Source organism: Pseudomonas kairouanensis (assembly GCF_004682055.1).
GTDB classification, from domain to species: domain Bacteria; phylum Pseudomonadota; class Gammaproteobacteria; order Pseudomonadales; family Pseudomonadaceae; genus Aquipseudomonas; species Aquipseudomonas kairouanensis.
Window position 1 is genome coordinate 1 of record NZ_QUZU01000012.1, and the last position, 25,307, is coordinate 25,307.

A 25,307-nucleotide genomic window follows, 5' to 3' on the forward strand; every position below is an offset into this window, starting at 1 on the left:
CTTTGGTTTTCATGTTCGTGGTGCACCCGCGCCGAGATATCCGATGCCACCTTGATCACGCTTTGCACCTGCTTGTCGCTGTCCAGCACCGGCATGTAGCTGGCTTCAAGCCACACCTCCTGGCCGCGCTTGTTCAGGCGCATGAAGGTGCCACTGATGGCCTCGCCCCGCGCCAGGTCGCGCCACAGCTTGGTGTAGGCCTCCGTGTGGGTGTAGGCCTCCTCGCAAAAAAGGCGGTGGTGTTTGCCACGAATCTCCTCGGCGCTGTAGCCCATGGTTTTGCAGAAGTTGTCATTGGCGTCGAGGATCACGCCGTTGCGGTCAAACTCGATCATCGCCATGGAACGGCTGATGGCGGCGAGTTTGGCGTTGGCTTCGGTAAGGGCGCAGGAGAAACGTTCGATTTGTTGCAGATCGGATTTGTGATGGCGGTTGAACATAGTCAGATCACCCTTGATTCCCGGCGCCAGGAAGGCGCATTCCATTCATTTATGGGGAAACAACCATCCGAATCGCTTTATAGGCCAAGCGTCATCAACGGTTCTGGGTGAGCATAGACAGGGCTTGGCGCTATGCAAGGTCACTAGTCAGCCAGCATTTTTAACAATGCGCAGGTCGCTGCCGACGGCGCTCGGCTGGGCGTGCCGACCAGCGCAAATTCGCGGTGCAGCGGCACCGTCAACGGCATCACCCGCAGGCCGTTGCGCTGGACCGGCAGGGCCATCTCCGGTACCAGCGTCACGCCGACGCCCTCGCGCACCAGGCTGAAGGCACTGCTCCATTCACGCACTTCCACGCGTATATCGCGCAGGGTCAGCCCGGCTGCGGCGCCCAGACTGCGGGCATTGGCAACACAACCGCCGGTTGCGAGCACGAAGGGTTGGTCGAGCAGTTCCGCCAGCGTCACCGTGGCATCCGCAGGTCGCTGGGCCAGAAAGTGGCTCGTCGGCAGCACCGCCATCCAGAAATCGCGGCCTAGCACCGTGGCGTTTTGTTCAGGCTTGGGGTTGAGCACCACACCCAGGTCGATCAAATCGGCGCTGAGCAAGGTGTGCACTTCATTGTCGCTGACATCCAGGGTGGTGACTTCGATACCGGGATACAGCTGCGCGAACCGCTGCAAAAGCGGAGTCAGGAACGTCGCCAGCACCATCGGGAAACTGGCGATGCGGAGGGTCCCGCGCAGGGTCGGCCTGGCGTCGTCCACGGTGCTGCGAATTACCTGCAGGGCCCCGAGCATTACCCGCGCCTGCTCGATCACACTCAGCCCCAATGCGGTGGGCAAGGTCTTGCGCGGCTCACGGGTGAACAACTGCGCACCCAGCGTCGCCTCCATGCCGGCCATGGCCTGGCTGGCGGCGGATTGGGTCATGCCCACCCGCTCGGCGGCGGCGGTGATGCTGCCGTGATCGGCCACGGCCACCAGCAAACGCCAGTGCATCAGGTTCATCATGACAGTAGCTGTCCTTATGGCAGGGGGCTGAAGGTTTAATTTTACGCACGGTGCCATGCCCGCGAGACTGGCGCAAATTCAACGGAGTTGCCCCAGATGAAACTGTATTACTTCCCCCACGCCTGTTCCCTCGCCCCCCATATCGTGCTGCGGGAATTGGCGCTGCCGTTCGAGCTGGTGCTGGTGAACAACCAGGCCAAAACCACGGCCAACGGCGAAGACTTCCTAGCGATCAACCCCAAGGGCTACGTGGCAGCGCTGCAACTGGACAACGGCCAGGTGCTGACCGAAGCCAGCGCGATCCTGCAATACCTGACCGACCTGAAGCCCGAAGCAGGTCTGGCCCCGGCCAATGGCAGCTGGGAGCGGGTGCGCTTGCAAGAATGGCTGAACTTCATTGCTACCGAGATTCATGGCGGCTTGGCGGTGTTCTTCAACGACGCGATCCAGGGCGAGGTACGGGCGATGTTCCAGGCCACCCTGTTCAAGCGGTTTGCGGTGCTGGTGCAGACGTTGGAACGTCAGGATTACCTGCTGGGCGCGCAGTATTCGGTGGCGGATGCGTATTTATTCGTGGTGCTGCGCTGGGCGGGTTTCCACGGGATTGATCTGCGGGAATGGCCGGCCCTTGATGCGTTTCAACAAAGGGTGGGGCAGCGGCCGGCAGTGATTGCGGCACTGGCGGCAGAAGCCCAATGACCTGAACTGCGATGAGAATGTGGGAGCCAAGCCGCTCCCACATCAGGCTGGAAACTCAATGGCCGAACAAACCGCTCTCGGATTTCTTGGCCTTCTTGTCGGCGCGTTTTTCATCGGCGGTCTTTGCCGGTTTTTTCTTCGCGGCTTTCTTTGAATCCATACCTTTGGCCATGCTGCGTACTCCACTGTAAGGGGATGTAGCACTGGGTATACCACCTATTGCCTGGCAGAAGGCGCTTATAATCCCCGCCCCTTCATAACGCTGCCTGAACACCATGCCCGAGTTGACCATCGATCTGCTGGCAGAGCCCTTGTGGCCGCTGCTGAACAAGTTTTACCGCAACCACAACTCGTCGATGAAGGCGCTTAAGGGTGGACAGTTGTGGGTGGCGCGCGATGGCGAAATTGTTGGCGGGTTGTGCCTCACGCCGGTGGTGGGCGGGCAGTGGTTGACCGGTGTGTTTGTAGACCCGGCCTATCGCGGCCAAGGGTTGGCAGCGAAGTTGATTCTTGAGGCAGTGGCCTCAGTGGAAGGCACGGTATGGCTGCTGTGCCACCCGGACCTGGAAGGGTTGTACCAGCGCATGGGGTTTACCCAAGACACGCTGCTGCCCCAGTCCCTCAGTGAGCGGTTGGTGCGTTACAAGCGCAACAAACCGATGATCGCCATGGGCTTAGAACCATTGGTGAGGTCGTCCTAAGATAATGTGTGATCAGCCCATAGCAGGCCCATGCTAGCCTCGGCGGCACAGTGGCCCACTTATCGGATGATCATGAAAACGACGTTTGCAGCGCTGTCCCTTACCGCCCTCCTCCTCCCCACATTCAGCCAGGCCGCCGACGCGCCCATCAGCGCCAAGCAGTACCAAAGCGTACTGGCCGGCAGCTGGCGCGACCCGGCCAACAGCGCCCGCGACGGTTACCGCCACCCGCAGCAGACCCTGGAATTTTTTGGCCTGGGCGCCAAGCAGACGGTGATCGAGATCACCCCCGGCGGTGGTTGGTACAGCGAAGTGCTGGCGCCGCTGCTCAAGGATCACGGGCAGTACATCGCCACCGTGCAGGCTGCCAGCAGCAGTGCTTATGCGCGCACCTCCGAAGAGAACCTGAAAAAGAAATTCGCCGCCGACCCTACGCGTTATGCCAAAGCCCAAGTGGTGGAGTTCGACCCCAAGGCACCGGTGTTCGGCAAACCCGCGTCGGCGGATGCTGTGCTCACGTTCCGCAATGTGCATAACTGGGTTGCGGCCGATACCGCAGCGGCGACATTCAGCGCGTTTTATACCGTGCTGAAACCGGGGGGCGTGCTGGGGGTGGAAGACCATCGCGCCAAAGACGGTGCTGATCTTGAGGCAATCAAGGACACCGGCTACCTGACCACCGCCCAGGTGGTGAAGTTGGCGACTGATGCCGGTTTCAAGCTGGCGGGGCAAAGTGAGGTGAATGCCAACCCCAAGGACACCAAGGATTATCCGGCGGGTGTGTGGACCTTGCCGCCGACCTTGAAGTTGGGGGAGCAGGATAAGGCCAGGTATGTGGCGATTGGGGAGTCGGACCGGATGACGTTGCGGTTCGTCAAGCCCACAAAATAGTCCCAATTGAAATGCAACCCCAATGTGTGCGGGCTTGCTCGCGAATGCGGTGGATCAGTCGACGTATATGTTGACTGGTCCACCGCATTCGCGAGCAAGCCCGCTCCCACATTTTGACCTCATTAGGTCTGAAAGTTACTCGTCGGCCGTGGGGTCCATGTCGGGGAACATCACTTCGATAAACCCGAACTTGGTGAAATCCGTAATCCGCGAAGGGTACAACCGCCCAATCAAGTGGTCGCATTCATGCTGCACCACCCGCGCATGGAAACCGTCGGCAACCCGCACAATCGGCTCGCCCTTCGGATCAAACCCTTCATAGCGAATCTGTTGGTAACGGTTCACAGCACCGCGCAACCCCGGCACCGACAGGCAACCTTCGTAGCCCTCCTCCAGCACTGGGCTCAGCGGAGTAATCAGCGGGTTGATCAGGATAGTCTGTGGCACCGGCGGTGCCTCCGGGTAGCGTTCACTGGCCTCGAAACCAAAGATCACCAGCTGCAGGTCGACGCCGATCTGCGGTGCCGCCAGGCCTACGCCACCCACGTGTTCCATGGTCTGGAACATGTCATCGATCAACTGCCACAGCTCAGGGCTGTCGAACATTTCTGGCGGAACCGGTGGCGCGATGCGCAGGAGGCGCTCGTCGCCCATTTTCAGGATTTCACGGATCATTGATCAGACTTCATCGACAGTGGGCTTGGAATGGTCCCGGCCAAGGCCTGAGACATGCTGTTTTTCATCGGTGTGGCCAGGCTCGTCGAACTCTTTTTCGCCGGGGTCCTTGCCCTCGGCCGACATGTGTTCGATCACCGCATTCATCTCTGCCCCCAGCAGCAGCACGGCGGCGGAAATGTAGAAGTACAGGAGCAGCACGATGATTGCACCGATACTGCCATACATGGCGTTGTAGTCGGCGAAGGTCTTGACGTAGTAGCCAAAGCCCAGGGACGCGACGATCCATACCACCACCGCCAGTACGGAACCTGGGGTGATAAAGCGAAATTTCTGCTCCACGTCGGGCATCACGTAGTACATGAGGGCCACGGCGAACATCAGCAGGATCACGATCAACGGCCAGCGGACGATGGTCCACAGCGTCACCACGAACTCCTGCATGCCGATCTGCCCAGCCAGCCACTCCATCACTTGCGGCCCGAGCACCATCAGCGCGGCGGCAGCCAGCAACATGCCGGCGATGCCGACGGTGTAGAAAATCGACAGCGGAAAACGCTTCCAGATCGGCCGGCCTTCCACCACGTCGTAGGCGGCGTTCATTGCGCTCATCATCAGGCGCACACCGGCTGAAGCGGTCCACAGCGCGATCACGATACCCACGGAGAGCAGGCCACCTTTGGATTGCTGCAGTTGGTCGATCACCGGGTTGACCTGCTCCAGGGCCTGGGGCGGCAACACCAGTTCCGATTGCATACGTAGCCAGGTAAAGAAGTCCGGCAGGTGCAGGAAACCGATCAGGGCAATCAGGAACAGCAGGAAGGGAAACAGGGAAAACAGCATCTGGTAGGCCAGTGCCGAGGCGTAGGTGGGCATCTCGTCGTCGACGAATTCCTTGACAGTGCGCACCAACACTTTGTGAAGCTTGAGGCCATCGAGGACCGGAAAAATCATAGCGTCTCCTTTCGCCGCAAAAAGGTCTGGTTCATGGGCGACTCAGGGGCCGTTTTCTACATCAAGGTAGCCTATTTGACGACCCTGAAACAATTTCGAAACTTTAACTGCGCCAGATGACACAAAAACGGCCATCCGTGGATGGCCGTCTGGATACGTGAAAGCAGCCTTATTTGGTGGCTTTCTTTACCGCATCCTTGGTGTCGCCCACGGCCTTTTCAACCTGGCCTTTCTTTTCCTGTACCACGCCTTCGGCGCGCAGTTTGTCGTTGCCGGTGACTTTGCCGACGCCTTGCTTGATGTTGCCGACGGCTTCGTCTTTCAAACCTTTTGCCTTATCCGCTGTGCTGCCCATGGTATTTCTCCAGAAGAACAATCAAGGGTTTTGGTCATTACCTAGAGATTGACCCGGCGCGGTTCGGCAGAGTTTCAATTATTTTCCACGGGCATTTCATCGCCAGCGGCAGGTTTGGCTTTATGTTTTGCGGCCAACCCACGAGAATGCCCGGCACATTCAGGCTATAACGCTGGATAACAGATCCCGTAGGAAGGTTATGAAACTCAATAAAGCACAGGCTATCGCCCGCAGAAACACCGAACTGGGCGGTGCCGTACTCGGCGTCAACAACTGCCACTTCACCGACCTGGACCGCAAGCGCAACATCTGGTGGTTCGACCTGCCGGTGGGCCGTATTGCCGTGGGCCAGTACGAGTGGATTCATTTGTTGATGCACAACGCCGAGACTGACCAATTGCTGCACCTGAAGGTGCCAACGGCATTCCTGCGTGAGCACATCGAGGGGCTGGTGGTGCGCAATGCGGGCAAGCGCAAGCCGGAGATCACGCTGGAGCTGAGTGCGGACAAGGATTCGTTCTTGAAGGATGTGCGGCCTGCCGGCGCAGGCGTGGGCTTTGCGCACTTCGCCCTGTAAGAACGCGGTCAAAACTGTGTGGCTTGTGTGGGAGCGGGCTTGCTCGCGAATGCGGTAGGTCAGTCAATATCTTTGGTGACTGACCCACCGCATTCGCGAGCAAGCCCGCTCCCACATTCGATTGCATTTCAAGGCCAGCTCATCAGCAAGCATAAAAAACCCTGCATTCGCGGGGTTTTTTATGGGATCACTTTTTCAGGCCCAGCTTCTTCAGTTCTTCATCGCGCAATTCACGCCGCAGGATCTTGCCCACGTTGGTGGTCGGCAACGCATCGCGGAACTCCACGGCTTTGGGCACCTTGTAGGCCGTGACATTGGCACGCATGTGCTCCATCACCTGGTCCTTGGTCAGGGTAGCGCCCGGCTTGACCACGATGAAGATCTTGATGATCTCCCCGGACTTCTCGTCCGGCACACCAATGGCCGCACATTGCAGCACGCCCGGCAGGCCTGCCAGCACGTCTTCGAGCTCGTTGGGGTACACGTTGAAGCCCGAGACCAGGATCATGTCCTTCTTGCGGTCGACAATACGCATGTAGCCATCTGGCTGGATAATCGCGATGTCGCCGGTCTTGAGCCAGCCTTCGCTGTCGAGCATTTCGTCGGTGGCGTCCTGGCGCTGCCAGTAGCCCTTCATCACCTGCGGGCCCTTGACGCACAGCTCACCGGTTTCACCCAGGGGCAGCTCGGTGCCATCGTCGGCAATCACCTTGCAGACGGTGGATGGCACCGGAATACCGATGGTGCCGATCTGGATGTGCTGGATGGGGTTCACCGTGGCCACCGGGCTGGTTTCGGTCATGCCGTAGCCTTCGCAGATGCCACAGCCAGTCACCGCCTTCCAGCGCTCGGCAGCGGCGAGTTGCAGGGCCATGCCGCCCGACAGGGTCACTTTCAGCGCAGAGAAGTCCAGCCTGCGGAAGGCTTCGTTATTGCACAACGCCACGAACAAGGTGTTCAGGCCGACAAAGCCACTGAACTTCCACTTCGACAGTTCCTTGACCATGGCCGGCAGGTCACGCGGGTTGCTGATCAGGATGTTGTGGTTGCCGATCAGCATCATCGCCATGCAATGAAAGGTGAACGCATAGATGTGGTACAGCGGCAGCGGTGTGATCAGGATCTCGCAACCTTCGTTGAGGTTGGAGCCCATCAGCGCCTTGCACTGCAGCATGTTGGCGACCAGGTTGCGGTGGGTGAGCATCGCGCCCTTGGCCACGCCGGTGGTGCCGCCGGTGTATTGCAGCACCGCGACATCACTGCTGGCAGGGCTGGCATCGCTGACCGGTTGGCCATGCCCCTTGGCCAGCACGTCGTTGAACTTGATCGCCTTGGGCAAGTGATAGGCCGGGACCATTTTCTTCACGTACTTGATCACGCTGTTGATCAGCAGGCGCTTGAACGGCGACAGCAGGTCGGCGACTTCGGTGACGATCACATGCTTGACGGCGGTCTTGGGCACGACCTTTTCCGCCAGATGGGCCATGTTGGCCAGGCAGACCAGGGCCTTGGCGCCGGAGTCGTTGAATTGGTGCTCCATTTCCCGCGCGGTGTACAGCGGGTTGGTGTTGACCACGATCAAGCCAGCCCGGATCGCGCCAAATACGGCGACCGGGTATTGCAGGACGTTGGGCAATTGCACGGCGATGCGATCGCCGGGCTTGAGGTCGGTGTGCTGTTGCAGGTACGCGGCGAAGGCGCCGGACAATTCATACAATTCACCGTAGGTGATTGTCTTGCCCAGGTTGCTGAAAGCCGGTTTGTTGGCGAAGCGCTGGCAGGACTGTTTCAGTACCGCCTGAATATTTGGATACTCGTCTGGATTGATCTCTGGAGCAATCCCGGCGGGGTACTTATCCTTCCAAAAGTCTTCGTTCATGGAAGCCCACTCCTCAGCGACACGAATTCAGCGACGCGAATTCATCATCGCATTTGATGCGATTATTATTGGTGTATGTTTTTTTAGGTGAGTCTGGCGCTTTCAAGCAGGCCGAGATGTCACAAAGCGCGCCGAGAGTAGCAGCTTTGCCAAGGGCCGACTAGAGCCAAAAGGGGGCCCTGCAGTCATAAACACGACTGTAGGACAATTTCTGGTCACAGTTTAAATCCTCCAAGAAACGGCTCTGGAACAAGGCCTCCAAGGCAATACAAAACAAATGTGGGAGGGGGCTTGCTCCCGATAGCGGTGAATCAGTCGATACATCTGGTGACTGTTACACCTCAATCGGGAGCAAGCCCCCTCCCACCTTTTGAACCTATTTCAAATCAAGCTATGTCGCGCAGCTCGCGCCGCAGAATCTTGCCCACCGGCGTCATCGGCAGCGACTCCCTCAACACAATATGCTTGGGCACCTTGTACCCCGTGAAGTTGGTCTTGCAATACGCCTTCAATTCTTCAAGGCTCACCCCTTCGGCGCGCGCCACCACGAACAACTTCACCGCCTCCCCTGTGCGCTCGTCCGGCACGCCGATGACCGCGCAGTTGGCCACGGCCGGGTGCGCCATCACCACGTCTTCGATCTCATTGGGGTACACATTGAAACCCGACACGATGATCAGATCTTTCTTACGGTCGACGATGCGGATAAACCCATCCTCGTCGATCACCGCAATGTCACCGGTCTTGAGCCAGCCTTCGGCATCCAGGGTGTCGGCCGTAGCCGCCGGTTGCTGCCAGTAGCCCTTCATCACTTGCGGGCCCTTGATGCACAGTTCGCCACGTTCGCCCAATGGCAATTCCACTCCCTGGTCATCGATCACCTTCATTGCCGTGCCCGGCACCGGGATGCCCACGGTACCCAGCCGGGAATGGCTGCCGTAAGGGTTGGTACTGGCCACCGGTGAGGTTTCCGTCAACCCGTAGCCCTCGCCTATCGCACAGCCGGTGAGTTGCTCCCAGCGCTCGGCAGTGGCCTTGATCAGCGCCGTGCCGCCGGAGTTGGTGAGCTTGAGGTGGGAGAAATCCAGGGTCTTGAAATCTGGGTGATCCATCAATGCCACAAACAGGGTGTTGAGGCCCAGCAGCCCGGTAAACCGCCACTTTTTCAGCTCCTTGATAAAGCCGCCGATGTCCCGCGGGTTGGTGATCAGCACGTTGTGATTGCCGGAAACCATCATGCACATGCAGTTCGCGGTAAAAGCATAGATGTGGTACAGCGGCAGCGGCGCCACCATCACCTCCTGGCCTTCCTTGATCAGCGGGTGGCCGTCTTCGCCGGTTTGGGACATGCACGCACGCACCTGCTGCATGTTGGCCACCAGGTTGCCGTGGGTGAGCATCGCGCCCTTGGCCAGGCCGGTGGTGCCGCCGGTGTATTGCAGCACGGCGATGTCATCCAGGGTCACCGGATGGCGGGTCACGCCCAGGCCGGCGCCCATGCGCAGCGCGCGCTTGAACGAGACGGCCCGGGGCAGGCTGTAGGCCGGGACCATCTTTTTGACCTTGTCGACCAGGGTATTGACCAGCCAGCCTTTGGCGGCGGGCATGAAGTCGCCCATCTTGGCTTCGATCAGGTAGTCGATCTCGGTGTCGGTGCACACTTCCTGGACCCGCGAGCCGAACAGGTTGAGGTACACCAGGGCACGCACGCCGGCGTCCTTGAACTGGTGGCGCATTTCGCGTGGGGTGTACAGCGGGTTGGTGTTGACCACGATGAGCCCGGCACGCAAGGCGCCGAATACGGCAATCGGGTAATGCAGCACGTTGGGCATCTGTACGGCGATGCGCTCGCCGGGCTTGAGGTCGGTGTGCTGCTGCAGGTAGCCGGCGAACGCCGCACTTTGGCGCTCAAGCTCGGCGTAGGTCAGGGTGATGCCCATGTTGCTGAATGCCGGACGGTCGGCAAAGGCCTTGCAGGAACGCTCGAAGACTTCGATCACCGACTTGTAGGCCGCAAGGTCGATGTCGCTTGGAACGCCCGCCGCGCGTTTGTCATTCCAGAAATCAGGTTGCATTATTCTTGTCCTCTTACCTGAGTGTGTCCGGCCGCATAGAAAGCGGAGCTTTGGGGACGTTAGCAGCTATGACTAAACAGGCAAATACTGGAAAGTGCGTCATTGATTGCGTGAATCTTCCTACAAGGCCCTACGCTGATCAGGCGCTTTCCTGGAGATGGGCTATACACTGCAACGACCCCGAGCAAAGGAAAGCGCCATGAACCACAGCACCTTCTGGCTGACGGCCAATGACCGCAGCCGCCTGTACGTCAATCAATGGGTGCCGCAAGGCCAGCCCAAGGCGCTGGTGATGCTGTCCCATGGCATGGCCGAACACAGTGGGCGCTATGCGCGCCTGGCCCAAGCCCTGTGCGCAGCGGGTTACGGCCTGTATGCGCTGGACCAGCGTGGCCACGGCCGCACCGCCGACGAAGGCACCCTGGGCCTGTTCGCCGAGCACGATGGCTGGAACAAGGTGGTGGGTGACTTGGCCAGCCTCAACCAGCATATCGGCCAGCAGCAGCCGGGGCTGCCGATCATCCTGCTGGGCCACAGCATGGGCAGCTACATCGCTCAGGCCTACCTGCTGCACCACAGCGCCAGCCTGGATGGGGCGATTCTCAGCGGTTCGAATTTTCAGCCGGTAGCGTTGTACCGTGCCGCGCGGGTGATCGCGCGTATCGAGCGCGCGCGCCAGGGTGTGCGGGGGCGCAGTGCGTTGATCGAGTTCCTGTCGTTTGGCTCCTTCAACAAGGCGTTCAAGCCCAACCGCACTGCGTTCGACTGGCTCAGCCGTGACCCGATGGAGGTGGACAAGTACATCAACGACCCGCTCTGTGGCTTTCGCTGCACCAACCAGCTGTGGATCGACCTGCTGGGCGGCTTGCAGCAAATCAGTAAAGCGTCCAATCTCGCCCAGATCGATCCAGGCCTGCCGATCCTGGTGATCGGCGGCGAATGTGATCCGGTGAGTGAAGGCAAGCGTCTCACCGGCCTGGCCAACGCACTGCGCGAAGCCGGCGGCAAGCAGGTTCAACTGACGATCTACCCGCAGGCGCGCCATGAAGTGTTCAACGAAACCAATCGCGATGAAGTGACCGCGCACGTACTGGCATGGCTCGACGGGGCCCTGACCTTGCGCAGGCCGGTTCGCTGCGAATAATTCGTTTAAAATCAGCCGATTAAATTACCGATTAGCCACAGGATGCACCTTTAGATGACCCAGGTAACCAACACCCCGTACGAAGCCCTCGAAGTCGGCCAGACCGCCAGCTACAGCAAATTGGTGGAAGAGCGCGATATCCAGCTGTTCGCCGCGATGTCCGGCGACCACAACCCGGTGCACCTGGATGCCGAGTACGCCAAGGCCACCATGTTCAAGGAGCGTATCGCCCACGGCATGTTCAGCGGCGCCTTGATCAGCGCGGCCGTAGCCTGTGAACTGCCTGGGCCGGGCACTATCTATATCGGCCAGCAGATGAGCTTTCAGAAGCCGGTGAAGATCGGCGACACCCTGACCGTGCGCCTGGAAATCCTGGAGAAACTGCCGAAGTTTCGCGTGCGCATTGCCACTCGTGTGTTTAACCAGCGTGATGAGTTGGTGGTGGATGGTGAAGCGGAGATTCTGGCGCCGCGTAAGCAGCAGGAAGTGACGTTGACCGAGCTGCCGCCGATTACCATCGGCTGATCCCAATCTAAAGTTTCACACAGCACGAATGTGGGAGGGGGCTTGCTCCCGATAGCGGTGGGTCAGTCATAGATATTTTGACTGTCACTCCGCCATCGGGGGCAAGCCCCCTCCCACATTTCTTACAGCATTTACAACGCAGGGCTTACGACTGAGCGCGAGCCTGGTTACGCAGGGCTTTGACCTGGTCGTGATTACGTTGCGCACCGTGGAACTGGCGCTCCACCAGGTCACGGATACCCAGCAGGTTGTGCTTGTTGATCTTCTCGATCGCTTCCTTGTAAGCCTTCAGTGCGTGGTCTTCACCGCGCTCGGCTTCGTTCAGCACCGCCTCTTCATCTTTACCGGTGACCAGCGACTTCACGTCCACCCAGCCACGGTGCAGGGCGCCAGCGACGCTACCGGATTCTTCCGGATCGCCACCCAGTGCACGCACGGCCGTTTGCAGTTCGGCAGCGGCGGCTGCGCAATCAGCGGAGCGCTTTACGAAGAGCGCTTTGAGCTCGGGGTGCTTGATGTCTTCGGCACAAGTGGCAAAACCTTTCTGGCCGTCTTTGCTGGTCTCGATCAGGTCGTTGAGTACGGAGATCGATTCTTTATTGATGTCAGTCATTTTCCATTTCCTTGTGCGGGTTAAGAAGGTTGTCTTAATGATTGCAGCGCCCGTGCCAGGTTTTTGAAAACTATTTTTACGTTATATTTCAATGCCTTATGAATTATTGAACCATCTGTATGTACGCTATTTGCATGATCTGTCATTTGGCCTTCATGCAGAATGCCTGTATTTTCCGAAGTCTCGACTCCATCGTCTGAAGTGCCATGAACCCGGAAAAACTCGAACTGCTGATTACCCGCCAGATGCCCTTCGGCAAATACAAGGGTCGAATCATCGCCGACCTGCCGGGCCCCTACTTGAACTGGTTCGCTCGTGAAGGTTTTCCCCACGGCGAGTTGGGCGGTTTGCTGGCGTTGATGCAGGAAATCGACAGCAACGGCCTGGCCGAACTGCTTGAACCGTTGCGTGTAAAACACGGCAAACCCGCCCCTCGCCATTAAGAGCCCTGCCATGCCAAGCAATGCCGACAACGAACACCACTGGCACACCATCGCCCAGCGCTATGAGCTGCAGCCCGGGCCGATCAACCTGGAAAACGGTTACTTCGGGCGCATGAGCCGCGCAGTGCAGGCGCAATACCTGGAGCACGTTGCGTTTATCAACCGCAGCAACTCGGTGTATGTGCGCCAGCGTTTCGAGCAGGGAGAAAACCTCGAGATCCGTCGCCAACTGGCCGAGTTGATCTGCGTCGATCCGGAGTCGGTTGCCTTCACGCGCAATGCAACGGAAGCCTTGCAGTCACTGATCCGCAACTACAACCGCCTGCAACCGGGCGACCAGGTGCTGATCAGTGACCTGGAGTACGACACGGTCAAGGGCGCCATGCGCTGGTTGGCGGGGGTACGTGGCGTGCAGGTGATCGAACTGTCCCACGCACATCCGGCCAGTTTCGACAGCTTGGTGCAGACTTATCGCGATGCGTTCGTGCAGTACCCACGTTTAAAGCTCATGGCGCTCACCCACGTCACCCATCGCACTGGCCTGGTGATGCCCATCGAGGCGATTGCCAGACTGGCGCGTGAACACAACGTGGACGTAATCCTCGATGGCGCCCACGCCTTGGGCCAGATCGAGTTCAACCTTGCTGAACTGGGCATCCAATTCGCCGGCTTCAACCTGCACAAATGGATTGGCGCACCGTTGACCCTGGGTTTTCTGTATATCGCGCCAGAACGCCTGGCCGATATCGACCCGGACATGGGCGAGTTTCATTACCCCACCACCGATGTTCGGGCACGTACGTCCTACAGCACGCCAAACTTTCCGGCGCTGATGACCTTGCCGCTGGTGTTTGAAGAACACCGCGCCTTGGGGGGCTCGGCGGCCAAGGGTGCGCGGGTGAATTACCTGCGGGACTTGTGGGTGAGCCAGGTCAGGCCGTTGGCGGGGATTGAGGTGCTGACGTCGGATGATTCGCGCCTTTATTGTGGGATTACGGCGTTCAAGTTTGTGGGCAGGGATCAGCAGGTGATGGCAGATCGATTGCTCAGGGATTACAACCTGTTCACCACGACCCGAGTGGGCGCGGCGTTTGGCACCTGTATTCGGGTGACGCCGGGGTTGGTGACTTCGGCGGCGGATATCAATGTCTTGGTAAACGCCATTACCGAGCTGAGCGAAGATTAAAAATGTGGGAGCGGGCTTGCTCGCCCCCACATTTGATCGGCGTTGAATTCAACATTTTCTACAGGCAAAAAAAAGCGGCACACCGACCAAGTGCGCCGCAAAAATGCCGTTAAGCACAGCAACAACGATTCGTTAAATCAGATCAGTCCAGCAGCGCCAGCGCCTCGGCGGTGACTTCCTGGATGCGGCCCCAATCGCCGTTCTTGATCCACTCAGGGTCCAGCATCCAGCTGCCGCCTACGCACATCACGTTTTTCAACGCCATGTAGCTCTTGATGTTGGCCGGGCCGACGCCGCCGGTGGGGCAGAATTTCACTTCGCCAAACGGACCACCCAGGGCCTTGATCGCCGCCACGCCGCCGCTGACTTCGGCCGGGAACAGCTTGAAGCGGCGATAACCCAGGCCATAGCCTTCCATGATGCCCGAGGCATTGCTGATGCCCGGCAGCAGCGGGATCGGGCTGTGCACCGAGGCCTCAAGCAAGTCGCGGGTAATGCCGGGGGTGACGATAAATTGCGAACCGGCCACTTCTGCCGCTTCGAGCATATGGCGGTCCAGCACAGTGCCAGCGCCCGTGCACAATTCAGGGCGTTGCTCGCGCAGTACCTGAATGGCCTTGAGGCCGAACTGCGAACGCAGGGTCACTTCCAACGCCGTCAGGCCACCAGCGGCCAGGGCATCGGCCAGCGGCAGGATGTCCTGTTCACGGGCGATGGTGATCACCGGCAGAATCCGCGCTTTGGCGCAGAGGCTGTCGATCAGGGCAACTTTGTCCGCCATGGACACGGTCGATTGAGGGCTGTTCATAGCGGCTGATCCTTGGCTCATGGGCACCAGTAAATCTCTAATGTAGGTTGCAAAAACGCGCGAATCGGCATGGCAGCGACGTCATCACTGGCCAGCGCGGCGCTCAAGGTGGTCAATTTCGAGCTGCCGGAAATCGACAGCACGGTGTAATTGGCCGTGGCCAGCAGTGCGCGACTCATGGTCAGGCGCTGGTGTGGCACGGTTGGCGCCAGCATCGGCCAGCAACGGCGAGTACCGTCGGGCTGCAGGGCTTCAGTCAGGTTCGGGCTGTTGGGGAACAGCGACGCGGTGTGACCGTCATCGCCCATGCCCAGCACCAGCACATCAATGGCTGGCAATTCGGCCAGCAGGCGATCGGCCTGCTCGGCTGCATCTTCAAGATTGGCTGCGGCGCTGTAGAGGCTGAGGAACTTGGCCTTCGCCGCCGGGCCTTGCAGCAAGTGCTGCTTCAACAGGCCAGCATTGCTGTCGGCGTGCTCCACCGGCACCCAACGCTCGTCGGCCAGGGTGATCGTCACCTTGGACCAATCCAGCCCTTGCTTGGCCAGGTGCTGGAAAAATGCCACGGGGCTGCGGCCACCGGACACCACCAACGTCGCTTCGCCACGGGCACTGATGGCCGCGCGCAATTGCTCGGCCACGTCATTGGCCAGGCCTTCGGCCAGCAGCACCGGCGTGCGGTACTCATGGGGTGTTACGCCCTGAGGCAGTTTCAAATCAGATATCGCCATACCACGACCTCCCATCCCGCGTGATCAGTGCAATGGAGCTCATCGGCCCCCAGGAACCCGCCGCATACGGTTTGGGTGCATCACCGGATTTTTTCCACCCGGCGATCAACTGGTCACACCACTTCCACGCGGCTTCGATTTCATCTTTGCGCACAAACAGGTTCTGATTGCCGCGCATCACTTCCAGCAACAACCGCTCGTAGGCATCGGGAATCCGCGCGCTGCGATAGGTGTCGGAAAAATTCAGTTGCAGCGGGCCACTGCGCAGTTGCATGCCCTTGTCCAGGCCCTGCTCCTTGGTCATCACGCGCAAGGAAATCCCTTCGTCCGGTTGCAGGCGGATGATCAGCTTGTTGCTGATCTGCAGGCGCTGCTCGGGGGCGAAGATGTAGTGGGACGGTTCCTTGAAATGGATGACGATCTGCGACAGCTTTTGCGGCATGCGTTTGCCGGTGCGCAGGTAGAACGGCACGCCGGCCCAACGCCAGTTACGGATATCGGCACGCAGGGCGACGAAGGTTTCGGTGTCGCTCTGAGTGTTGGAGTTCTCTTCTTCCAGGTACCCCGGCACCGGCTTGCCGGCGCTGTAGCCAGCGATGTACTGGCCGCGCACCACTTGGGTGGTCAGGCCTTCCGGGCTGATGGGCGCCAGGGCCTTGAGCACCTTGACCTTCTCATCACGGATGCTGTCGGCCGAGAGGTCAGCCGGGGGGTCCATGGCGATCAGGCAAAGCAGTTGCAGCAGGTGGTTCTGGATCATGTCCCGCAGTTGGCCAGCCTTGTCGAAATAGCCCCAGCGGCCTTCGATGCCAACTTGCTCGGCCACGGTGATTTCTACGTGGGAGATGTAGTTCTGGTTCCACTGGGTTTCGAACAGGCTGTTGGCGAAACGCAGGGCGATCAGGTTCTGGACGGTTTCTTTGCCCAGGTAGTGGTCGATGCGGTAGGTGCGGTTCTCCGGGAAGAACTGCGCCACGGCGTCGTTAACCTTGCGCGAGGACTCCAGGTCCGAGCCTATGGGTTTTTCCAGCACGACGCGGGTGTTTTCCGCCAGGCCGACCTTGGACAGGTTCTCGCAGATCGCGCCATACACCGCCGCCGGTGTAGCGAAATAGGCGATCAGGGTCTGCGCAGTACCGGCAATTTCCGCCAGGGCAACATAGTCACCGGCATTCTTGAAGTCGACGTGTACGTAGGTCAGACGGCCCAGGAAACGCTGGGCGATGGTTTCGTCGAGCTCTTTGCCAACGTACTTGCGCAGTTCTTTTTCAATATGCGCTACGTGGTCCTGCGCGGACCCGGCTTCGCGGGCCAGGGCCAGGATGCGGGTGTCGTCGTGCAGCAGGCCCGCACCATCGAGTTGATAGAGGGCAGGAAATAACTTGCGCAGCGCCAGATCACCCAAGGCGCCAAATAGGGCAAAGGTGCAGGGTTCTACGGTTATCAAAGGCATGATGTTTGTTCTTTTATCAAGTTAAGCTACAAATACCTTTTTTCAAGGCATCACTCAAGGAAAAATGTAGTAATAACCACAACATTTTCCCGAAATACGCATTCCGAGTGGTGGTGTTCAGCTACCCTCAGTAGGATAGGCCACCGCAAAAGACCACTGGTCGATTGGTTGCCACCCTTTATTTGCATCGTCGCCCGAAGGAAAGACTGAATGGACCGCGTGCGAAATCTTCTGGAACAGATCCAGAACCGCCTCGAAGAATTGAACAAGGCTGAGAAAAAAGTCGCCGAGGTCATCCTGCTCAACCCACAGCAGGCGACCCGCTTCTCCATCGCCGCCCTCGCCCAGGCCGCCTCGGTCAGTGAACCGACGGTCAACCGTTTCTGCCGTTCGTTCGGCGTGAGCGGCTACCCTGAACTGAAATTGCAGCTAGCGCAAAGCCTGGCCAGTGGCGCGGCGTACGTCAGCCGCGCCGTGGAAGCCGATGATAACCCCGAGGCCTACACCCAGAAGATTTTTGGCAGTGCCATCGCATCCCTGGACAGCGCCTGCCAGGCCCTGGACCCGGCCCTGATCAGCAAGGCCGTGGACCTGTTGATCCAGGCGCGCCAGATCCACTTCTTCGGCCTGGGCGCGTCGGCCCCCGTGGCCATGGATGCGCTGCACAAGTTCTTCCGCTTCAACCTGGCGGTCACCGCCCACGCTGACGTGCTGATGCAACGCATGATCGCCTCGGTGGCCCATACCGGCGAGCTGTTCGTGATCATTTCCTACACCGGGCGTACCCGCGAGTTGGTGGAAGTGGCCCGTATCGCCCGCAGCAACGGCGCCTCGGTGCTGGGCGTGACCGCCGAGAATTCGCCATTGGCCAAGGCCAGTACGGTGAGCTTGAACATTCCATTGCCGGAAGACACCGATATCTACATGCCGATGACCTCGCGGATCATTCAGTTGACGGTGCTGGATGTATTGGCGACGGGCATGACCTTGCGTCGCGGGGTGGATTTCCAGCCGCATCTGCGCAAGATCAAGGAGAGCTTGAATGACAGCCGGTATCCGGTGGGCGACGAGTTCAACTAGGGCCAGGATGTGGGTTGGCTGTACTGGCCTCATCGGGAGCAAGCCCCCTCCCACATTTGACCGCATTCTCATGTTGGAACTCGGTCGAATGTGGGAGCGGGCTTGCTCGCGAAGGGGCCATCAGCCACACCGCTAAACCCCAGCCCTGGCCTGCAAACTAAGGTGCGCCCTCTCCCCCGGCGCCAAACTGGCCCCGGCCATCGCCGACTCCACGCACACAAACCCCGACGCCTCGTTGAAGCTGACACCCAACAACGGCCGGCTGCCCGGATGCCACACCACGGTGTCGGCACTGTCGCCCGTATCGATGCACAACTCGCGCTGCCAGGCGTGATCCTTGAGTTGCAGTTCCCCCTCATGCTGGAACACCCGCTGACAGCCACCGTCCACCCGTAGCTCACCTTCCTGCTGGCAGGCCTGGCGGCTGAGTTGGTCGTAACCTTGGGCGCCATCGAGCCCAGACAGCGCTATCTCGTCAACATGACCAATACGCCAGTAGGCATGCAAAGCATGGCTCAATTGGCAGGGCAATTCGTCTTGATGCTCGGTGCTCAGGCGCAGTTCCAGGGTTTCACCCAGGTGCGCGTGCAGGTCTACCTGCCAGTCGCACAGCTGCAATTGCCAGTGCAGGCGCACGCCGTCGTCGTCGGTGCTGCTGTCCAGCAGTTTCCAGTCGATCAGGCGCGCCCAACCATGGGAGGGCCAGGCGTTTTCACTGGGATGACGGCCATACCACGGCCAGCACACCGGAATCCCCCCCCGAATGGCACCGACCTGCGGCCATTTGGCGGCACACCACAACCAGGGCTTTTGACCCTTGGGCTGAAAGTGCAACAGTTGCGCGCCCTGGCGGCTGAACACCGCCTGGCACAGCGGATGGTCGATCACCAACACATCGCGCATCTGAAAGCGTTCCCAGGCGAACACCGGGCGTTCGCGCAGGGATTTGAAAAAGCGTTGCAGCGGTTGCTCATGCATGTGCCACAGTCCTGAATGTCTTCACGGTGCTGCCCAAAAAAAGCGGGTAGCCATGGCTACCCGCAAAATGCGCACAGAGAGAAGGAGCTTATCGCAACAGCGTTAGAACGTAGACTGAATTTTCAGGCCCGCGACCAACGCGTTGTCGACTTTATCTACGCCGCCAGGTTGCACGACGTATTGCAGGTTGGGACGCACGGTCAGCCAGTTGGTGACGTGGAAACCGTAGTTGAGCTCCACGTTGTACTCAGTCTCACGGATCGGCGTGTACAGCGGATTGTCGTAGTCGCTCACACCGTTGGCGGCGTTGAGCAGCTCAGAGTTCTTCTTCACGTCATCGTTGACGTGCAGGCGAGCGACACCGATACCAACGTCGTCTTTTGGACGCGCATCGAATGGACCTTTGTACACCAGCATGATCGATTGATAGTTGTCGACCAGGTTGGTTTCCTTGTCGTGGAAGGTGGCGTTGGCAGCGATGTTCAGGCCGCGGGAAGCGTCGCCGTTATGGGTGGTGAGTTGCTGTTGGGCAACGAACCAGTAGCCTTTCTTGCTGCTGCGGGTACGGTAAGCCGCGCCAGTGGTCGCTGCATCGTTGCCGTTGACGTCTTCACGAACGTCAGAGGCGTCGGCGGCACTTTTGTAGTAACCCACACGGTATTCGCCCGGCAGGTTGTTGACCTTCGGCGACCAGACCAACTCAACTGGAATCACGGTGCCCTTGGTGCCGCTGCCGCTGAGCTTGAAGCCGTTGCCGTGCTCCAACTGCGATGGGTTCTGGTTGTATGCACCGATCTGGGCATACAGCTCTGGCGTGATGTTGTACTTCACGCGGATCGCGGCCTGGCTGACTGGCCAGTTGTACCAGGTGTTCACATAGTTACCGACCTGCGAGCCGCAGAACGACAGGTTCTGGAAGTCGCATGGGAAGGTGTTGAAGTCTTCGCCTTCACCGAAGTAGCCCAGTTTAACGTCCAGCTTGTTGTCGAACATCTGGTGCTGAATCCAGAATTGGGTCAGACGCACCATATGGCCACGACCGTACACTTCCTGGGATGAACTCAGGGTGCCGGCACGCGGGTCGCCGATACGGTCGTTGGAGATGTTCTGGCCATTACGGTTGGTCAGTTGGATCTTGGCCTGGGTGTTGTCCCAGCCCCACAGCTTTTGTAGGTCCAGCGCTACGCCAAGACCGAACTGGTCAGCATAGCGACCGGTCTTGTCGTTGTTGTAGCCGCCATGGGCGTTGTAACCCATCTCCCCTACGTAGTCGGCCTTGATGTCGATACCTTGCTCGATCAGCTTGGTACGCTCCCCGCCCCAATCGCCGGTCATCCACTTGGAATCGGCGCTGAACGCATCGGCCGCCATCGCATTGGCGGACAATACCAGGGCTGCTGCTGCTGACAGTTGGCAGATCAGCCGGGTGTTGTTGTGTTGCTTTTTCATCCCTACATCCTCGTCTTTATTGTTATTAAACTGTTTTTATCTAACGCGGTTTACTTTTTTTATCTAAAACAACTACTTAAATCCAAATCACAACCTGTAGGAGCGAGCTTGCTCGCGAAAAACCGAAGGTCACAGCGTTCATCCTGAATGCCCGCGTCATCGTTAAAGACCTTCGCGAGCAAGCTCGCTCCTACCTGCTTCAGCGGCCTTTGAATTGGGCCACATTGTCGGCATGCCCCTGTGCGGGCAATGAAGAAGCAGTGCCCAGACGCTCGCCGGTATTGGCGTCGAACAACAAAACCTTGGCTGGATCAAATTGCAGGGTGAGGGTCTCGCCCACCTGCGGCGCCACGTCGGGTGCCAGGCGGCAGCAGACCTTGGTGTCATTGAGTTGCACGAACACCAGGGTGTCCGGGCCGGTCGGTTCGGTGACCTGCACTTCGGCACGAATGCTCGATGCACTGTCGCCTTCGCCCGCCGCCAGCATGATCTGCTCCGGGCGCAGGCCCAGGATCACGTCGCGGTCTTCCAGGCCGGCGTCCGCCACGTTCAGCGCCAATTCGCAACGGGCCTGGCCGCTGTCGAGCAGGGCCACCAGGCGACCGTCCTTGCGCTGCAGGCGCAGGGGTACGAAGTTCATCGGCGGCGAGCCGATAAAGCTCGCCACAAACTGGTTGGCCGGGTTGTTGTAGATCTCTTTGGGCGTGCCGAACTGCTGGATGATACCGTCCTTCATCACCGCCACTTTGTCGCCCAGGGTCATCGCTTCGATCTGGTCGTGGGTCACGTAGACCGTGGTGGTCTTGAGGCGCTGGTGCATCAGTTTCATTTCGGTGCGCATCTCGACGCGCAACTTGGCGTCGAGGTTGGACAGCGGTTCATCGAACAGGTAGATCTTCGGCCGGCGGGCCAACGCACGGCCCATAGCCACGCGCTGTTGCTGGCCACCGGAGAGCTGGCCCGGCTTGCGGTTGAGCAGGTGCTCGATCTGCAGCAGCTTGGCCACCCGCGCCACTTCAGCGTCGATGTCTGCCTGGGGCATCTTGCGGATCTTGAGGCCGAACTCGATGTTCTCGCGCACGCTCATGGTCGGGTACAGCGCGTAGGACTGGAACACCATGGCGATGTCACGGTCCTTGGGGCTCATGCCGCTCACATCCTGGTCGCCGATCATGATCGCGCCGCCGGTGATGGTCTCAAGGCCCGCGATGCAGTTCATCAGCGTGGATTTGCCGCAACCCGAAGGGCCGACCAGGATCAGGAATTCGCCTTCCTTGATCGACAGTTCGATGTTCTTCAAGGTGTCGGGCAGGCCGGCGCCATAGGTCTTGTTTACATTGCGAAGTTCAAGCGTAGCCATGATTACCCCTTGACCGCGCCGGCCGTGAGGCCGCGCACGAAATACTTGCCTGCGATCACATAGACCAGCAGGGTCGGCAGCCCGGCGATCATCGCCGCTGCCATATCCACGTTATATTCCTTGGCCCCGGTGCTGGTGTTGACCAGGTTGTTCAGCGCCACCGTGATGGGCTGGGAGTCGCCGCTGGAGAACACCACGCCGAACAGGAAGTCGTTCCAGATCTGGGTGAACTGCCAGATCAGACAGACCATGATGATCGGTGTGGACATCGGCAGGATGATCTGACGGAAGATGGTGAAGAACCCAGCACCGTCCAGGCGTGCCGCCTTGATCAGCGCGTCCGGGATGCTCACGTAGTAGTTACGGAAGAACAGCGTAGTAAACGCCAGGCCGTAGACCACATGCACAAACACCAGGCCAGTGGTGGTGCTGGCCAGGCCCATCTTGCCGAGGGTGAACGAAGCCGGCAGCAGCACGGTCTGGAACGGCAAAAAGCAGCCGAACAAGAGCAAACCGAAGAACAACTGCGAACCGCGAAAGCGCCAGAACGACAGCACATAGCCGTTCAACGCACCGATGGCGGTGGAGATCAGCACCGCAGGCACGGTGATTTTGATCGAGTTCCAGAAGTAACCATCCACCGTGCCCCAGGCCTTGACCCAGCCGATGCCGGTAACCACGGTGGGCCAGCTCAGCAGGTTGCCGGTGCTGATGTCTTCCGGGGTCTTGAAGCTGGTGAGCAGCATCACCACCAACGGCACCAGGTACAGCAGCACAGCAAGGATCAGCACCGCGTAGATCGCGATGCGGCTCAGGCTGATGGAAGGTTTGGCAGCAAGACTAGTCATTACGCTTGGTCCTCAGCTCGGAGTAGAGGTAAGGCACGATGATCGCGAGGATCGCACCGAGCATCAGGATGGCACTGGCCGAGCCCATGCCCATCTGGCCACGGCTGAAGGTGAACGAGTACATGAACATCGCCGGCAGATCGGACGAGTAGCCCGGCCCCCCAGCGGTCATCGCCGCCACCAGGTCAAAGCTCTTGATCGCAATGTGCGCCAAAATCATCACCGCACTGAAGAACACCGGGCGCAGGCTGGGCAACACCACGCTCCAGTAGATGCGCGGCAGGCTGGCGCCGTCGATTTGTGCGGCACGGATGATCGACTGATCAACGCCGCGCAGGCCAGCCAGGAACATCGCCATGATGAAACCCGAGGCTTGCCATACAGCAGCGATCACCAGGCAGTAGACCACGCGGTCGGGGTCGATCAGCCAGTCGAGACGGAAGCCTTCCCAGCCCCAGTCCCGCAGGAGTTTGTCCAGGCCCATGCCCGGGTTGAGCAGCCATTTCCAGGCCGTACCGGTGACGATCATCGAGAGCGCCATCGGGTACAGGTAAATGGTGCGGATAAAGCCTTCGCGACGGATTTTCTGGTCGAGGAAGATCGCCAGCGTCACGCCGATCACCAAGGTGATACCGATAAACATCCCGCCAAACAGCGCCAAGTTCTTGCTGGCAACCCACCAACGGTCGTTGTCGAACAACCGCGCGTATTGCGCAAGGCCCGCCCATTTGTAGCTGGGCAGGAAAGTGGACGTGGTGAACGACAGCACAAACGTCCACAGGATGTAGCCGTAGAAGCCCACCAACACGATGAACATGCTGGGCGCCAGCACCAACTTGGGTAGCCAGCGCTGCAGTGCATCGAACGGCGAGGCTTTGCTGAACACAGCAACAGAACTCATGGGGAAATCCAATACAGGGAAAAAGGACTAGCCTGGCGCTTTTACTGTAGGAGCGGGCTTGCTCGCGAAGGTCTTCAACGATAATGCGGGCATCCAGGATGAACGCACTGACCTTGAGTTTTTCGCGAGCAAGCTCGCTCCTACAGAAGACAGCCTTTAGGTTTCAGGTTACTTGGCAGACTTGATCGCAGCGCCCAACTTCTTGGCGGTGTCGGCCGGGTCGGCTTTCGGGTCGTTGATGAAGTTGGTCACGACGTCAAAGAACGCACCTTGCACGGCCAGGGTGGTGGCCATGTTGTGCGCCATGCTTGGCTGCAGGCCGCCGGTCTTGGCGTCTGCCAGGAAGTCTTTGGCTGCGGTTTGCGCGCAGGAGTCGAAGCCATACGAGTCCATTTTGTTCAGCATGTCGTTGCGCACAGGGATCGAACCCTTGTTGATGCTGAACACTTTCTGGAAGTTTTCACCCAGCACGACTTTGGCGATGTCCTGCTGGCCGGCAGCAGTGCCTTTGTCTTTCTGCTTGAACACCGCCAGGGAGTCGATGTTGTAGGTGAAGGCTTTGTCGGTGCCTGGGAAGGCTACGCACTCGTAGTCTTTACCGGCGACTTTCTTGGCGGCGGTCCACTCGGACTTGGCCCAGTCACCCATGATCTGCATGCCGGCCTTGCCATTGATGACCTTGCCCGCTTCGAGGTTCCAGTCCTGGCCCTTGCCGTCGACGTCCATATAGGTCGCGACTTTCTTCAACTCGGTGAGCGACTTGACCATTTCCGGGCCGGTCAGCGCAGCGTTGTCCAGGTCTACCAGGGCTTTCTTGTAGCCATCGGCACCCATCACCGACAGAACCACGGCTTCGAACACGGTGCTGTCCTGCCAAGGCTGGCCACCGTGGGCGAGTGGGATGAAGCCTGCGGCCTTGAGCTTGTCGCCGGCGGCGTAGAATTCTTCGAGGGTGGTGGGGTTCTTGGTGATACCGGCTTTCTTGAAGACTTCCGGGTTGATCCACAGCCAGTTGACGCGGTGGATGTTGACCGGCACGGCGACGTAGTCACCGTCGAACTTCACGGTATCGGAGACTTTCTTGTCGAGCAGGGAGTCCCACTTCTCGTCCTTGGACACTTGCTTGAGCACGTCGGTGTCGAGCAAGCCAGTGGACGCCCACTCTTGAATGTCGGGACCTTTGATCTGGGCAACGCCTGGAGGGTTGCCGGCGACTGCGCGGCTTTTGAGCACGGTCATCGCGGTAGCACCACCGCCGCCTGCGACGGCGCCGTCTTTCCAGGTGAAGCCGTCTTTCTCAACTTGGGCCTTCAGGACATCTACAGCCGCTTTCTCACCGCCCGAGGTCCACCAGTGCACAACTTCAACCGTACCCTTGGAGTCGGCGGCAAATGCAGTGAGGGGAAACAACGAGGCAATGGAAATAGCGACGGCGAGGCGATTAATCGCGTTCATCTGAGTACCTTTTTTTGTTGTTATGCATGCAAGTCTAGAGCTTGCGCTGCACGGAGTTTAAACATGGTTTTTTA

26 protein-coding genes are annotated in these 25,307 nt (G+C 59.3%); 9 read left to right on the forward strand and 17 right to left on the reverse strand.

The window, feature by feature from the left end:
- On the reverse strand, window positions 1-440 hold a 440-nt coding region (locus DYL59_RS12005), incomplete at its 3' end, for a PAS domain-containing protein (protein ID WP_135289371.1).
- A 143-nt stretch (window positions 441-583) separates the two neighbouring features.
- On the reverse strand, window positions 584-1,453 hold the full coding sequence (locus DYL59_RS12010; protein ID WP_135289372.1) for a LysR family transcriptional regulator: 870 nt from the start codon (window positions 1,451-1,453) through the stop codon (window positions 584-586).
- 96 nt (window positions 1,454-1,549) lie between these two features.
- On the opposite strand from DYL59_RS12010, the gene gstA reads away from it, so the two are divergent.
- From gstA to DYL59_RS12025, 3 genes are all read left to right on the forward strand, one after another.
- Window positions 1,550-2,152, forward strand: coding sequence for a glutathione transferase GstA (gene gstA, locus DYL59_RS12015; protein ID WP_135289373.1), 603 nt, complete (start codon window positions 1,550-1,552; stop codon window positions 2,150-2,152).
- Window positions 2,153-2,427: 275 nt separating this feature from the next.
- Window positions 2,428-2,853, forward strand: a complete 426-nt coding sequence (locus DYL59_RS12020; RefSeq protein ID WP_135289374.1) for a GNAT family N-acetyltransferase — start codon at window positions 2,428-2,430, stop codon at window positions 2,851-2,853.
- Between the two features lie 72 nt (window positions 2,854-2,925).
- Complete coding sequence (locus tag DYL59_RS12025; protein WP_135289375.1) at window positions 2,926-3,744, forward strand: class I SAM-dependent methyltransferase; 819 nt, start codon at window positions 2,926-2,928, stop codon at window positions 3,742-3,744.
- 135 nt (window positions 3,745-3,879) lie between these two features.
- Here the strand turns inward: DYL59_RS12025 and def are convergent, their stop codons facing one another.
- From def to DYL59_RS12040, 3 genes are all read right to left on the reverse strand, one after another.
- The gene (gene def / locus DYL59_RS12030; protein WP_135289376.1) at window positions 3,880-4,419 is read right to left on the reverse strand and encodes a peptide deformylase; all 540 of its coding nucleotides are present in this window, start codon (window positions 4,417-4,419) and stop codon (window positions 3,880-3,882) included.
- A 3-nt stretch (window positions 4,420-4,422) separates the two neighbouring features.
- The gene (locus tag DYL59_RS12035) at window positions 4,423-5,373 is read right to left on the reverse strand and encodes a YihY/virulence factor BrkB family protein (RefSeq protein WP_135289377.1); all 951 of its coding nucleotides are present in this window, start codon (window positions 5,371-5,373) and stop codon (window positions 4,423-4,425) included.
- A 169-nt stretch (window positions 5,374-5,542) separates the two neighbouring features.
- A complete protein-coding gene (locus DYL59_RS12040; protein ID WP_016973106.1) occupies window positions 5,543-5,728 on the reverse strand; it encodes a CsbD family protein in 186 nt (61 codons plus the stop codon).
- Window positions 5,729-5,927: 199 nt separating this feature from the next.
- On the opposite strand from DYL59_RS12040, the gene DYL59_RS12045 reads away from it, so the two are divergent.
- Window positions 5,928-6,305 (forward strand): hypothetical protein, encoded by a 378-nt coding sequence (locus tag DYL59_RS12045; RefSeq protein WP_135289378.1) that lies wholly within the window; start codon window positions 5,928-5,930, stop codon window positions 6,303-6,305.
- 187 nt (window positions 6,306-6,492) lie between these two features.
- Here DYL59_RS12045 and fadD1 read toward each other — a convergent pair whose 3' ends face one another.
- Together fadD1 and fadD2 are read right to left on the reverse strand one after the other, a co-directional pair.
- On the reverse strand, window positions 6,493-8,184 hold the full coding sequence (fadD1, locus tag DYL59_RS12055; protein ID WP_135289379.1) for a long-chain-fatty-acid--CoA ligase FadD1: 1,692 nt from the start codon (window positions 8,182-8,184) through the stop codon (window positions 6,493-6,495).
- Window positions 8,185-8,570: 386 nt separating this feature from the next.
- On the reverse strand, window positions 8,571-10,259 hold the full coding sequence (gene fadD2, locus DYL59_RS12060; RefSeq protein WP_135289380.1) for a long-chain-fatty-acid--CoA ligase FadD2: 1,689 nt from the start codon (window positions 10,257-10,259) through the stop codon (window positions 8,571-8,573).
- A 199-nt stretch (window positions 10,260-10,458) separates the two neighbouring features.
- Between fadD2 and DYL59_RS12065 the strand changes: the two genes are divergently transcribed.
- Both DYL59_RS12065 and DYL59_RS12070 read left to right on the forward strand, forming a co-directional pair.
- Entirely contained in the window at window positions 10,459-11,403 is a 945-nt protein-coding gene (locus tag DYL59_RS12065; protein ID WP_135289381.1) for an alpha/beta hydrolase, read from the forward strand.
- Between the two features lie 54 nt (window positions 11,404-11,457).
- Window positions 11,458-11,928, forward strand: coding sequence for a MaoC family dehydratase (locus DYL59_RS12070; RefSeq protein WP_105523957.1), 471 nt, complete (start codon window positions 11,458-11,460; stop codon window positions 11,926-11,928).
- 145 nt (window positions 11,929-12,073) lie between these two features.
- Here the strand turns inward: DYL59_RS12070 and DYL59_RS12075 are convergent, their stop codons facing one another.
- On the reverse strand, window positions 12,074-12,541 hold the full coding sequence (locus DYL59_RS12075; protein ID WP_135289382.1) for a ferritin-like domain-containing protein: 468 nt from the start codon (window positions 12,539-12,541) through the stop codon (window positions 12,074-12,076).
- Window positions 12,542-12,747: 206 nt separating this feature from the next.
- Here DYL59_RS12075 and DYL59_RS12080 point away from each other — a divergent pair, with 206 nt between their 5' ends.
- Both DYL59_RS12080 and DYL59_RS12085 read left to right on the forward strand, forming a co-directional pair.
- The gene (locus DYL59_RS12080; RefSeq protein WP_135289383.1) at window positions 12,748-12,984 is read left to right on the forward strand and encodes a DUF3820 family protein; all 237 of its coding nucleotides are present in this window, start codon (window positions 12,748-12,750) and stop codon (window positions 12,982-12,984) included.
- A gap of 10 nt (window positions 12,985-12,994) precedes the next feature.
- A complete protein-coding gene (locus DYL59_RS12085; protein ID WP_135289384.1) occupies window positions 12,995-14,170 on the forward strand; it encodes an aminotransferase class V-fold PLP-dependent enzyme in 1,176 nt (391 codons plus the stop codon).
- Between the two features lie 142 nt (window positions 14,171-14,312).
- Here DYL59_RS12085 and DYL59_RS12090 read toward each other — a convergent pair whose 3' ends face one another.
- The 3 genes from DYL59_RS12090 to zwf are packed head-to-tail and all read right to left on the reverse strand — an operon-like array spanning window position 14,313 to window position 17,162.
- Complete coding sequence (locus DYL59_RS12090; protein WP_135289385.1) at window positions 14,313-14,978, reverse strand: bifunctional 4-hydroxy-2-oxoglutarate aldolase/2-dehydro-3-deoxy-phosphogluconate aldolase; 666 nt, start codon at window positions 14,976-14,978, stop codon at window positions 14,313-14,315.
- 17 nt (window positions 14,979-14,995) lie between these two features.
- Complete coding sequence (pgl, locus tag DYL59_RS12095; RefSeq protein WP_135289386.1) at window positions 14,996-15,709, reverse strand: 6-phosphogluconolactonase; 714 nt, start codon at window positions 15,707-15,709, stop codon at window positions 14,996-14,998.
- On the reverse strand, window positions 15,696-17,162 hold the full coding sequence (gene zwf / locus DYL59_RS12100) for a glucose-6-phosphate dehydrogenase (protein WP_135289387.1): 1,467 nt from the start codon (window positions 17,160-17,162) through the stop codon (window positions 15,696-15,698). The genes pgl and zwf overlap by 14 nt, the downstream gene beginning before the upstream one ends.
- A gap of 219 nt (window positions 17,163-17,381) precedes the next feature.
- Here zwf and DYL59_RS12105 point away from each other — a divergent pair, with 219 nt between their 5' ends.
- Window positions 17,382-18,242, forward strand: a complete 861-nt coding sequence (locus DYL59_RS12105) for a MurR/RpiR family transcriptional regulator (protein ID WP_185708207.1) — start codon at window positions 17,382-17,384, stop codon at window positions 18,240-18,242.
- 132 nt (window positions 18,243-18,374) lie between these two features.
- On the opposite strand, the gene DYL59_RS12110 is transcribed toward DYL59_RS12105, so the two are convergent.
- From DYL59_RS12110 to DYL59_RS12135, 6 genes are all read right to left on the reverse strand, one after another.
- Complete coding sequence (locus DYL59_RS12110) at window positions 18,375-19,220, reverse strand: D-hexose-6-phosphate mutarotase (RefSeq protein ID WP_135289389.1); 846 nt, start codon at window positions 19,218-19,220, stop codon at window positions 18,375-18,377.
- Between the two features lie 102 nt (window positions 19,221-19,322).
- Window positions 19,323-20,669, reverse strand: a complete 1,347-nt coding sequence (locus tag DYL59_RS12115) for a carbohydrate porin (protein ID WP_135289390.1) — start codon at window positions 20,667-20,669, stop codon at window positions 19,323-19,325.
- Window positions 20,670-20,868: 199 nt separating this feature from the next.
- Window positions 20,869-22,029 carry an ABC transporter ATP-binding protein gene (locus tag DYL59_RS12120; RefSeq protein WP_135289391.1) on the reverse strand — a complete coding sequence of 387 codons (1,161 nt, stop codon included), beginning with the start codon at window positions 22,027-22,029 and terminating at the stop codon, window positions 20,869-20,871.
- A gap of 2 nt (window positions 22,030-22,031) precedes the next feature.
- Window positions 22,032-22,877 (reverse strand): carbohydrate ABC transporter permease, encoded by an 846-nt coding sequence (locus tag DYL59_RS12125; protein WP_135289392.1) that lies wholly within the window; start codon window positions 22,875-22,877, stop codon window positions 22,032-22,034.
- Window positions 22,870-23,778 (reverse strand): carbohydrate ABC transporter permease, encoded by a 909-nt coding sequence (locus DYL59_RS12130; protein WP_135289393.1) that lies wholly within the window; start codon window positions 23,776-23,778, stop codon window positions 22,870-22,872. Before DYL59_RS12130 ends, DYL59_RS12125 begins: the two co-directional genes overlap by 8 nt.
- 168 nt (window positions 23,779-23,946) lie before the next feature.
- Window positions 23,947-25,233 carry an ABC transporter substrate-binding protein gene (locus DYL59_RS12135; protein ID WP_135289394.1) on the reverse strand — a complete coding sequence of 429 codons (1,287 nt, stop codon included), beginning with the start codon at window positions 25,231-25,233 and terminating at the stop codon, window positions 23,947-23,949.
- Window positions 25,234-25,307: the final 74 nt, after the last annotated feature.

Excerpts from the sequence above, each read along its gene's own strand:
- DYL59_RS12070 (WP_105523957.1), top strand. The coding sequence starts at position 11,458 with ATGACCCAGGTAACCAACACCCCGTACGAAGCCCTCGAAGTCGGCCAG.
- DYL59_RS12020 (WP_135289374.1), top strand. The coding sequence starts at position 2,428 with ATGCCCGAGTTGACCATCGATCTGCTGGCAGAGCCCTTGTGGCCGCTG.
- DYL59_RS12115 (WP_135289390.1), bottom strand. The coding sequence starts at position 20,669 with ATGAAAAAGCAACACAACAACACCCGGCTGATCTGCCAACTGTCAGCA.
- fadD2 (WP_135289380.1), bottom strand. The coding sequence starts at position 10,259 with ATGCAACCTGATTTCTGGAATGACAAACGCGCGGCGGGCGTTCCAAGC.
- DYL59_RS12135 (WP_135289394.1), bottom strand. The coding sequence starts at position 25,233 with ATGAACGCGATTAATCGCCTCGCCGTCGCTATTTCCATTGCCTCGTTG.
- DYL59_RS12025 (WP_135289375.1), top strand. The coding sequence starts at position 2,926 with ATGAAAACGACGTTTGCAGCGCTGTCCCTTACCGCCCTCCTCCTCCCC.
- def (WP_135289376.1), bottom strand. The coding sequence starts at position 4,419 with ATGATCCGTGAAATCCTGAAAATGGGCGACGAGCGCCTCCTGCGCATC.
- DYL59_RS12035 (WP_135289377.1), bottom strand. The coding sequence starts at position 5,373 with ATGATTTTTCCGGTCCTCGATGGCCTCAAGCTTCACAAAGTGTTGGTG.
- DYL59_RS12130 (WP_135289393.1), bottom strand. The coding sequence starts at position 23,778 with ATGAGTTCTGTTGCTGTGTTCAGCAAAGCCTCGCCGTTCGATGCACTG.
- DYL59_RS12085 (WP_135289384.1), top strand. The coding sequence starts at position 12,995 with ATGCCAAGCAATGCCGACAACGAACACCACTGGCACACCATCGCCCAG.
- DYL59_RS12065 (WP_135289381.1), top strand. The coding sequence starts at position 10,459 with ATGAACCACAGCACCTTCTGGCTGACGGCCAATGACCGCAGCCGCCTG.
- DYL59_RS12040 (WP_016973106.1), bottom strand. The coding sequence starts at position 5,728 with ATGGGCAGCACAGCGGATAAGGCAAAAGGTTTGAAAGACGAAGCCGTC.
- DYL59_RS12110 (WP_135289389.1), bottom strand. The coding sequence starts at position 19,220 with ATGCATGAGCAACCGCTGCAACGCTTTTTCAAATCCCTGCGCGAACGC.
- zwf (WP_135289387.1), bottom strand. The coding sequence starts at position 17,162 with ATGCCTTTGATAACCGTAGAACCCTGCACCTTTGCCCTATTTGGCGCC.
- DYL59_RS12080 (WP_135289383.1), top strand. The coding sequence starts at position 12,748 with ATGAACCCGGAAAAACTCGAACTGCTGATTACCCGCCAGATGCCCTTC.
- fadD1 (WP_135289379.1), bottom strand. The coding sequence starts at position 8,184 with ATGAACGAAGACTTTTGGAAGGATAAGTACCCCGCCGGGATTGCTCCA.
- pgl (WP_135289386.1), bottom strand. The coding sequence starts at position 15,709 with ATGGCGATATCTGATTTGAAACTGCCTCAGGGCGTAACACCCCATGAG.
- DYL59_RS12120 (WP_135289391.1), bottom strand. The coding sequence starts at position 22,029 with ATGGCTACGCTTGAACTTCGCAATGTAAACAAGACCTATGGCGCCGGC.
- gstA (WP_135289373.1), top strand. The coding sequence starts at position 1,550 with ATGAAACTGTATTACTTCCCCCACGCCTGTTCCCTCGCCCCCCATATC.
- DYL59_RS12090 (WP_135289385.1), bottom strand. The coding sequence starts at position 14,978 with ATGAACAGCCCTCAATCGACCGTGTCCATGGCGGACAAAGTTGCCCTG.
- DYL59_RS12125 (WP_135289392.1), bottom strand. The coding sequence starts at position 22,877 with ATGACTAGTCTTGCTGCCAAACCTTCCATCAGCCTGAGCCGCATCGCG.
- DYL59_RS12075 (WP_135289382.1), bottom strand. The coding sequence starts at position 12,541 with ATGACTGACATCAATAAAGAATCGATCTCCGTACTCAACGACCTGATC.
- DYL59_RS12010 (WP_135289372.1), bottom strand. The coding sequence starts at position 1,453 with ATGATGAACCTGATGCACTGGCGTTTGCTGGTGGCCGTGGCCGATCAC.
- DYL59_RS12045 (WP_135289378.1), top strand. The coding sequence starts at position 5,928 with ATGAAACTCAATAAAGCACAGGCTATCGCCCGCAGAAACACCGAACTG.